1 protein-coding gene is annotated in these 614 nt (G+C 74.8%); it reads right to left on the reverse strand.

Annotated elements, in window-relative coordinates; all coding sequences use genetic code 11:
• A partial coding sequence (locus tag GL263_RS27630; protein WP_182858452.1) for a polyprenyl synthetase family protein occupies positions 1-614 on the reverse strand: 614 nt, incomplete at both ends.

Here is a 614-nt window from a genome sequence, read left to right on the forward strand (position 1 = left end):
GTGGCGGAGGTCGCTGTGGACGGGTTTGCCGGTGGTCGCGGGGTCGCCCCAGATGCCGAGGAGGTCGTCGACGGCCTGGAAGGCGACGCCGAGGTGGCGGCCGAAGCGTTCGAGGGCGGTGACGGTGCGGGTGGGGGCTCCGGCGAGTGTCGCGCCGACGGCCGTCGCGCAGCCGAGCAGGGAGCCGGTCTTGTGTTCGGCCATCCGGCGGTACTCGGTGAGGGAGACGGCTCGGGGGCCGGTCCAGGGGCGGGTTTCGAAGAGGAGGTCGTCGGACTGGCCGTGGATGAGTTCGCGCAGGGCGCGGGAGAGGTGGCGCAGTGCGGTGGCGCCGTGGGCGCCGGGGGCGGTGCTGAGGGTTTCGACGGCGAGTGCGAACAGGGCGTCGCCGGCGAGGACTGCGGGGCCGGTGCCGTAGGTCCGCCAGGCGGTGTCGCGTTGCCGCCGCTTCTCGTCGCCGTCCATGATGTCGTCGTGCAACAGGGAGAAGACGTGCACGAGTTCGACGGCGACGGCGCCGGGTATCGCGGCGTCCGCCGGGGCGCCGGCCGCTTCGGCGGCGAGGATGGCCAGCGTGGGGCGGAGGCCCTTGCCTTCGGCGCGGGGGCCGGGGG

The organism is Streptomyces durbertensis (assembly GCF_014156695.1).
Taxonomy (GTDB): Bacteria; Actinomycetota; Actinomycetes; order Streptomycetales; family Streptomycetaceae; genus Streptomyces; species Streptomyces durbertensis.